The sequence below is a fragment of the Streptomyces sp. JHA26 genome (assembly GCF_002005565.1).
Taxonomy (GTDB): Bacteria; Actinomycetota; Actinomycetes; order Streptomycetales; family Streptomycetaceae; genus Streptomyces.
Genome location: NZ_BDJC01000037.1, coordinates 67,930 through 75,756 on the forward strand (window position 1 = coordinate 67,930; position 7,827 = coordinate 75,756).

The 7,827-nt window shown below is 71.3% G+C and carries 5 protein-coding genes; 4 read left to right on the forward strand and 1 reads right to left on the reverse strand.

From position 1 onward, the window contains the following. Positions 1-48: 48 nt before the first annotated feature. Positions 49-2,838, reverse strand: coding sequence for a penicillin acylase family protein (locus tag JHAT_RS22275; RefSeq protein ID WP_077800016.1), 2,790 nt, complete (start codon positions 2,836-2,838; stop codon positions 49-51). A gap of 247 nt (positions 2,839-3,085) precedes the next feature. Between JHAT_RS22275 and JHAT_RS22280 the strand changes: the two genes are divergently transcribed. The 4 genes from JHAT_RS22280 (at position 3,086) to JHAT_RS22295 (ending at position 7,495) form a co-directional block, all read left to right on the forward strand. After that, on the forward strand, positions 3,086-4,618 hold the full coding sequence (locus JHAT_RS22280) for a potassium/proton antiporter (protein WP_077800025.1): 1,533 nt from the start codon (positions 3,086-3,088) through the stop codon (positions 4,616-4,618). Between the two features lie 244 nt (positions 4,619-4,862). After that, positions 4,863-6,173, forward strand: coding sequence for an MFS transporter (locus JHAT_RS22285; RefSeq protein WP_077800017.1), 1,311 nt, complete (start codon positions 4,863-4,865; stop codon positions 6,171-6,173). A 67-nt stretch (positions 6,174-6,240) separates the two neighbouring features. Continuing rightward, entirely contained in the window at positions 6,241-6,561 is a 321-nt protein-coding gene (locus JHAT_RS22290; protein ID WP_077800018.1) for an FmdB family zinc ribbon protein, read from the forward strand. A 91-nt stretch (positions 6,562-6,652) separates the two neighbouring features. Then, a complete protein-coding gene (locus tag JHAT_RS22295) occupies positions 6,653-7,495 on the forward strand; it encodes an S-methyl-5'-thioadenosine phosphorylase (protein WP_077800019.1) in 843 nt (280 codons plus the stop codon). Positions 7,496-7,827 lie beyond the last annotated feature (332 nt).

Here is a 7,827-nt window from a genome sequence, read left to right on the forward strand (position 1 = left end):
CGGCCTCCACGCGCGCGCGTGGAGGCCGTTCCGGTTCCGGTGGTGGCCCTACGGCTTGAGCACCAGGGTGTCGCTCGTGCTGTCGTCGACCGCCTTCCCGGAGAACGACCACGGCAGCAGTTCGCCCTCGGCCCACTTGTCCGTCTGGTCGGTGTAGTGGGCGCTGTAGGCGTGTCCGGAGGCGCCGGTGAGGTTGATCCACCGCGACTTGTCGAGGTCGCCGAGGTTGACCACCATCCGCATGGACGGCACCCACACCACCCCGTAGCCGCCGGCCGCGTTCCAGCCGCTGGCGTTGACCGCCGCCTCGCCGCCGCTGAGCTTCCACGGGCCGCGGTTCAGGACGTACTTCACGAAGCCGGGGCCCTCGGTGCCGAGGGTCTGGTTCTTCAGGAACAGGCGGTGCAGCCGGCCCCAGTTCCAGCTGTCGATGTCCTTGCCGAGCTTGGCGGTCAGCTCCCAGCGGGCGTCGACCATGGCGCGCTTGAACAGGTCGTCACGGTTGTGGTCGGCGCCCTTGCGGGTGCCGTTCGCGGGCGTCGTCCACCAGTCGCTCTTCGGGTCGTCCATCAGCGTGCGGACCACCTCGAACCAGCGGTCGCCGCCGTCCGGCTGTGCCTGGTCGGCGTCGCGCTGACCGCACTCGTAGACCTTGCTGATCTCGTCCGCGGGCCCGGTGCTGTTGACCGGGTCGACCCACAGGCACTGGCCCTCGACCCGCAGTTCCTTGGGCAGCTTGTTGCCGAAGGCGAGCTTGAGGATGTTGCGCCAGACCGCGTTGAAGTAGGCGGCGGCGGCCGAGTCGGCCTCCTGGGTGTAGTCCCAGCCCTCCAGCAGCTTCTGCGCCTCGCGCACGTCCTTGTCGGCGACGTCGATCTTCAGCAGCTGGGGCACGAGCAGCTTGGCCATCTCGCTGCTGTTGTCGAGCTGCATCTGCCGCATGTCGTCCGTGGAGATCTTGCCGCCGTCCTTGATCTTCTGCTCGATCAGGGAGGTGATCCGCTGGCTGCGGGTGCCGTAGCCCCAGTCCGTGGTCAGGGTGTACGGGTACGCGTCCTCGTCGATCACCGCCTGGTTGGCGGTGACGATGTAGCCGCGGTCGGGGTCGTACTCGTAGGGCAGCTCGTCCTGGTCGATGTACTTGCCGGTCCAGCGGTACTTGGGGTCCCAGCCCGGCGCCGGGACGGAGCCGTCGTGGCCCTCGGCGCGCACCGGGATCTTGCCGGGCAGCGTGTAGCCGATGTGGTCCTCGGTGTCGGCGTAGACCAGGTTCTGGGAGGGCACGTCGAACAGGGCCGCGGCCTCGCGGAAGCTGTCCCAGTCCTCGGCCCGGTCGATCGCGAAGACGGCGTCCATCGTGGTGCCCGCGTCCAGCGCCGTCCAGCGCAGGGAGACGCCGTAGCCGTCGGCGCGGTCGGGCGCGGCGCTGCCGACGGTGGCCTTCTTGCCGACCTTCACGAGCTCGTCGTCGCGGTCGGACAGGAGGGGGCCGTTGTTGGTCTCGCGGACGACGATCTTCTTCGACTTGCCGCCGGCGACCTTGATGGTCTCCTCGCGGGTCTCGAAGGGCACGGTCTTGCCGTCGTACTGGTAGCCGTCGCCGGTGACCTTCTCCAGGTAGAGGTCGGTGACGTCGACGCCGGAGTTGGTCAGGCCCCAGGCGATGTCCTGGTTGTGGCCGATGACGACGCCGGGCATGCCCGCGAAGGTGTAGCCGGCGACGTCGTACCGGCACTTGGCGGAGACGGTGCGGCAGTGCAGGCCCATCTGGTACCAGACCGAGGGCAGCGAGGGCGACAGGTGCGGGTCGTTGGCCAGCAGCGGCTTGCCGGTGATGGTGTGCTTGCCGGAGACGACCCAGGAGTTGGAGCCGATGCCGTTGCCGTTCACGCCGACGGCGGTGGGCAGGTCGTCCAGGACGTTCTGCAGACCCGCGAGCTGGCTCTCCAGGGCACTGCCGGTGCCTGTACCGATGCCCGAGCCGGACGTGCCGGTGCCGGTGCCGGTGCCGTCCGTGTCGTCCGCGTCGTCCGTGTCGCCTGCGGAGCCGCCGCCCTCGAACGTCTCGGTGAGCTCGTCGTACTGGCCCTCCTGGACGATGGCCCTGTTCCGGCTGTACGGGTACGCCGGGTACAGGTCGGCGATCTGCTTGGGGCCCAGGCGGCTGGTCATCAGGGCGCGGTCGACCTCGTCCTGCATGTTGCCGCGCAGGTCCCAGGCCATCGCCTTCAGCCAGGCGACGGAGTCGACCGGGGTCCACTCCTGCGGCTTGTAGTCGTTGGTGAAGCCGAGCGCCGCGTACTCCAGCGAGATGTCCGCGCCGTCCTTGCCCTCCAGGTAGGCGTTGACGCCCTTGGAGTACGCCTGGAGGTACTTCTTGGTGGAGTCCGAGAGCTTCTCGTCGTACTCCTTCTTCGCCACCCGGTCCCAGCCCAGGGTGCGCAGGAACTCGTCGTTGTCGATCTGGCTCTTGCCGAACATCTCCGACAGGCGCCCGGAGGTCATGTGGCGGCGCACGTCCATCTCGTAGAACCGGTCCTGCGCCTGGACGTAGCCCTGCGCCATGAACAGGTCCTCCTCGGAGGAGGCGTAGACCTGCGGGATCCCGTAGCCGTCGCGCTTGACGTCGACCGGGCCCGACAGGCCCTCCAGCGTGAGGGAGCCCTTGGTCTGCGGGAAGGACGCGCGGACGGTGCTGATGGACCAGTACGCCCCGTAGGCGAGGCCGCCGATGATGGCCAGCACCAGCACGAGGACGAGAAGGCGTGCTTTGCGCCCCTTCTTCCTTCCGGACTTGCCGGGCTGCTGACCCGAAGAGGCGGTGTTGGTGGGGGGCATCGCTGTCCTTGCTGTCCTAACACGAGCGGCAGGGGCGGGCTGTGCTTTGTACTGAACGCTGGAGCAACTGTAGGCGCAGGGCCCACCGCCCCTTGACGCGGAGTCGGGTACCGGCGTGCACGGGCGTTCGATCTTGCCAAGCCGAGCGTCAAGAAATCGTCAAGAGTTAGGTAAGGTAACGAAGTAGTCGGCCGCGGAATCCCGCGGTCTCGTGTGCCATGTACGTGCGCTCACGCGCACGGGTTCCGTGCGCCAGGGAAGGGAACGGCCGCTGACTGTCCACCACCTCAACCAGCTCCTGCTCGTCTGCTCGCTCGTCCTGCTCATCGCCGTCGCGGCGGTCCGGATCTCCTCGCGCAGCGGACTCCCCAGCCTGCTCGTCTACCTGGCCATCGGCATCGCCATGGGCCAGGACGGCATCGGCCACATCGAGTTCGACAACGCCGAACTCGTGCAGGTCATCGGGTACGCGGCCCTGGTCGTGATCCTGGCCGAGGGCGGTCTGGGCACGAAGTGGAAGGAGATCAGACCGGTCCTGCCGTCCGCCTCCGCGCTGGCGCTGGCCGGAGTCGCGGTGAGCGTCGGGGTGACCGCCGCGGGCGCGCACTACCTGACCGGGCTGGAGTGGCGGCAGGCACTGATCGTCGGGGCGGTGGTGTCCTCCACGGACGCGGCGGCGGTCTTCTCGGTGCTGCGCAGGATCCCCCTGCCCGCACGCATAACGGGCACGCTGGAGGCCGAGTCGGGCTTCAACGACGCCCCGGTGGTCATCCTCGTCGTCGCCTTCTCCACCGCCGGACCGATCGAGCACTGGTACGTGCTGCTCGGCGAGATCGCCCTGGAGCTGGCCATCGGCGCCGCCATCGGACTCGCGGTGGGCTGGCTGGGCTCGTGGGGGCTGCGGCACGTGGCGCTGCCCGCCTCCGGCCTGTACCCGATCGCCGTCATGGCCATCGCCGTCGCCGCCTACGCGGCCGGCGCCATGGCGCACGGCAGCGGCTTCCTCGCCGTCTACCTGGCCTCGATGGTGATGGGCAACGCCCGGCTGCCGCACTGGCCCGCCACCCGCGGCTTCGCCGACGGGCTCGGCTGGCTCGCCCAGATCGGCATGTTCGTGCTGCTCGGCCTGCTGGTCACCCCGCACGAACTCGGGGACGACGTCGTTCCCGCCCTGGTCATCGGACTGGTGCTGACCATGGTGGCCCGGCCGCTGAGCGTCGTGCTGTGCCAGCTGCCCTTCCGGGTGCCCTGGCAGGAGCAGGCCCTGATGTCCTGGGCCGGGCTGCGCGGCGCCGTGCCCATCATCCTCGCGACGATCCCCATGGTGGAGGGCGTCGAGGGCAGCCGCCGGATCTTCAACATCGTCTTCGTCCTGGTCGCCGTCTACACCCTGATCCAGGGCCCGACCCTGCCCTGGCTGGCCCGCAAGCTGCACCTGGGCAAGGGGGACGAGGCCGCCGACCTCGGCATCGAGTCGGCGCCCCTGGAGCGGCTGCGCGGACACCTGCTGTCCGTCACGATCCCCGAGGGCTCCCGGATGCACGGCGTCGAGATCAGCGAGCTGCGGCTGCCGGCCGGCTCCGCCGTCACGCTGGTCGTGCGCGGCGGCACGTCGTTCGTGCCGCTGCCGACGACGGGGCTGCGGCGCGGGGACGAACTCCTCGTCGTCGCCACCGACCCCGTCCGGGACGCCGCCGAGGCCCGACTGCGCGCGGTCGGCCACGGCGGCAAGCTCGCCGGCTGGCTCGGCACCACGGGGAACGACGCGAAGAGCAGGTGAACGGGGACGGGGTGCTCGCTTTCACAGGTACCGGTCCTCTTGCCCCCTGTAGGATGAAGGCGGCACCTGATCGAACCAACTCTGCCTGACGCAGAGCTGGCGCGACCGTATGGCGGCCGGAACGCCCCGTGAGCCGGGCTCCGGTAACTACCGCAGTCCGCGCAAGAGGACAGCTCTCGGCGCTTCCGCACGGCGACAGCCACCAGGCGGGACCGGCGCTACCAGGCGGCAGAAAGGCACGGCCGTGGCATCCACGGTCACCCCGTCGAAGAAGTCGCCGGAGGGGACGCGCACCACCGCGCCCTCCCGCCCCGGATACGGACAACTGCTGCGCACCCGCGGCGCCTGGACGTTCCTGCTTCCCGGTTTCGCGGCCCGCCAGCCGTTCGCCATGCTGACGATCTCCATCGTGCTGCTCGTGCAGCACACCACCGGCTCCTACGGCGTCGCGGGCGCCGCCGCCGCGGTCACCGGCGTCTCCATGGCCCTGTTCGCCCCCTACAGCGGCCGGCTCGCCGACCGCTTCGGGCAGCGCGCCGTCCTGCTGCCGGGCGTGCTCGTGCACACCCTGTCCGGTCTGGCCCTGACCGTCCTCGCGCTCTCGGACGCCCCCCTGTGGGCACTGTTCGCGGCGGCCGTGCCCACCGGCGCCTCGGTGCCGCAGATCGGGCCCATGGTGCGCGCCCGCTGGGGCGTGAAGCTGGGCGGCACCCCGCTGATGAGCACGGCGGCGGCCTTCGAGTCGGTCACGGACGAGCTGACCTTCGTCCTCGGCCCGCTGCTGGCGACCGCCCTGTGCACGGGCGTGGGCCCCGCCGCCGGACTGGTCACCGAGGCCTCGCTGACCCTGGTGGGCGGTCTGCTGTTCGCCGCGCAGAAGGGCACCCAGCCGCCGGTCGGCGGCGGGGACGGCGGCCACGCGCGCGTGGAGCACGTTCCGGCGCTGCGCGTGCCCGGCGTGCGCGTGCTGGCCGTGATCTTCCTGGGCATCGGCTCGGTCTTCGGCGGCATGCAGGTCTCGCTGGCCGCGTTCACCGAGTCGATCGGCGAGCCCGGCATGAACGGCGTCCTGTACGGCGTCTTCGCCGCGGGCAACATGCTCTCCGGCCTGGCCTGCGGCGCCATCGCCTGGAAGGTGGCCCCGCAGCGCCGCCTCCTCGTCGGCTACACCGCCCTCGCGCTGGCCGCCTCCGGTCTGTGGGCCGCGCACTCGGTCCTCGTGCTGGCCGGCCTCGGCCTGCTCGTCGGCATGTGCATCGCGCCCGCCCTGGTCACCGGCTACACGCTGGTCGAGGACCTGGTGCCGGCGGGTGCCCGCACCGAGGCCTTCACCTGGCTGACCGGCGCCGTGGCGCTCGGCCAGGCGGCGGCCGTCACGGTCGCCGGCCAGCTGGAGGACCGCCTCTGGGACGGCGCCGGATTCCTGGTCCCGATGGGCGGCACCGTGCTCGCGCTGGCGGTGCTGGTGACCCTGCGCTCGCGCCTCGCGACACCGGCCCGCGGCCGGACGGTCGCACGTGGCGTCGGTCACCGCACGCCCGCCGCAGTGGACTGAACCCCCGGAATACGTCACTATGGATCGTCGTTAGCACTCATCGAGTGAGAGTGCCAGGAGGAAGACAGTGCCGACGTACCAGTACCAGTGCACCGAGTGCGGCGAGGGCCTCGAGGCGGTGCAGAAGTTCACCGACGACGCCCTGACCGAGTGCCCGAACTGCCAGGGCCGCCTGAAGAAGGTGTTCTCGGCGGTCGGCATCGTCTTCAAGGGCTCCGGCTTCTACCGCAACGACAGCCGCGGCAGCTCGTCCAGCAGCTCGCCGGCGTCGTCCTCGAAGTCGTCGAGCTCGTCGTCGTCCTCGTCCTCGGCGTCGTCGTCGAGCGCCGGTTCGTCGTCCTCGGCGTCGAGCTCCGGCAGCTCCTCCTCGAGCACCACCGCCGCGTAGGGCTTCTCGCCGCACAGGGCTTTCCTCGAGGACCCCGCCGTCGTCCGACGGCGGGGTCCTCGGCGTTCCCTTCCCCGGTTAGGGTGCGGGCATGGCGAACAAGGCGAACGCCGAGATCGGCGTGATCGGCGGCTCCGGTCTCTACTCGTTCCTCGACGACGTGACCGAGGTCCGGGTGGACACCCCGTACGGGCCGCCCAGCGACTCCCTCTTCCTCGGCGAGGTCGCCGGCCGGCGGGTCGCCTTCCTCCCCCGGCACGGACGCGGCCACCATCTGCCGCCGCACCGGATCAACTACCGGGCCAACCTGTGGGCGCTGCGCTCGGTCGGCGTGCGCCAGGTTCTCGGTCCGTGCGCGGTGGGCGGACTGCGCCCCGAGTACGGGCCGGGCACGCTGCTGGTGCCGGACCAGTTCGTCGACCGGACGCTCTCCCGCCCGTCGACGTACTTCGACGGGATGCCGCTGCCCGACGGCACGGTGCCCCGCGTGGTGCACGTGTCGCTGGCCGACCCGTACTGCCCCGCCGGGCGGGCCGCCGCGCTGAAGGCGGCGCGGGGGCGGGACTGGGAGCCGGTGGACGGCGGCACCCTGGTCGTGGTCGAGGGGCCGCGCTTCGGGACTCGCGCGGAGTCGTCGTGGCACCGGGCGCAGGGCTGGTCGGTGGTCGGCATGACCGGCCATCCGGAGGCCGCGCTCGCCCGTGAGCTGGAGCTCTGCTACACCTCGCTGACCCTCGTCACCGACCTCGACGCCGGGGCCGAGAGCGGTGAGGGCGTCTCGCACGAGGAGGTGCTGCGGGTGTTCGCCGCGAACGTGGACCGGCTGCGGGGCGTGCTGTTCGACGCGGTGGCCGCGCTGCCGGCGGCCGGGGAGCGGGACTGCCGGTGCGGTCAGGCGCTGGGCGGGATGGACCCGGGGATCACGCTGCCCTAGGCGGGCCGGGGGGCCGGGGTCAGAGATACGGGGCGCGGAGCACGGGGCGCGAGGCGCGAGGCAGGCGGAACGGCCGGATCGGGTGAGGGGGTTTTCCCCAACCGGCCGGTGGTCCACGGGCTCCGGCGGGAGACGGCGAGAGGCCTCATCGTGGGTTCGCAAGCCGATCCCTCGTCCACAGGTGGTGGTCACCGTGTCCCGTTCCGCCGTTCCCTTCCCGCAGCCGCTCGGCGCCGACGCCCCGCCCCTGTGCGAGGTGCCGCACTTCGCTCCCGTGCGGGTGCGCGGCGGACGTCACCCGCTGCACCGGCTCGTACGGCACCGCCGGCGGG

Excerpts from the sequence above, each read along its gene's own strand:
- JHAT_RS22275 (WP_077800016.1), bottom strand. The coding sequence starts at position 2,838 with ATGCCCCCCACCAACACCGCCTCTTCGGGTCAGCAGCCCGGCAAGTCC.
- JHAT_RS22295 (WP_077800019.1), top strand. The coding sequence starts at position 6,653 with ATGGCGAACAAGGCGAACGCCGAGATCGGCGTGATCGGCGGCTCCGGT.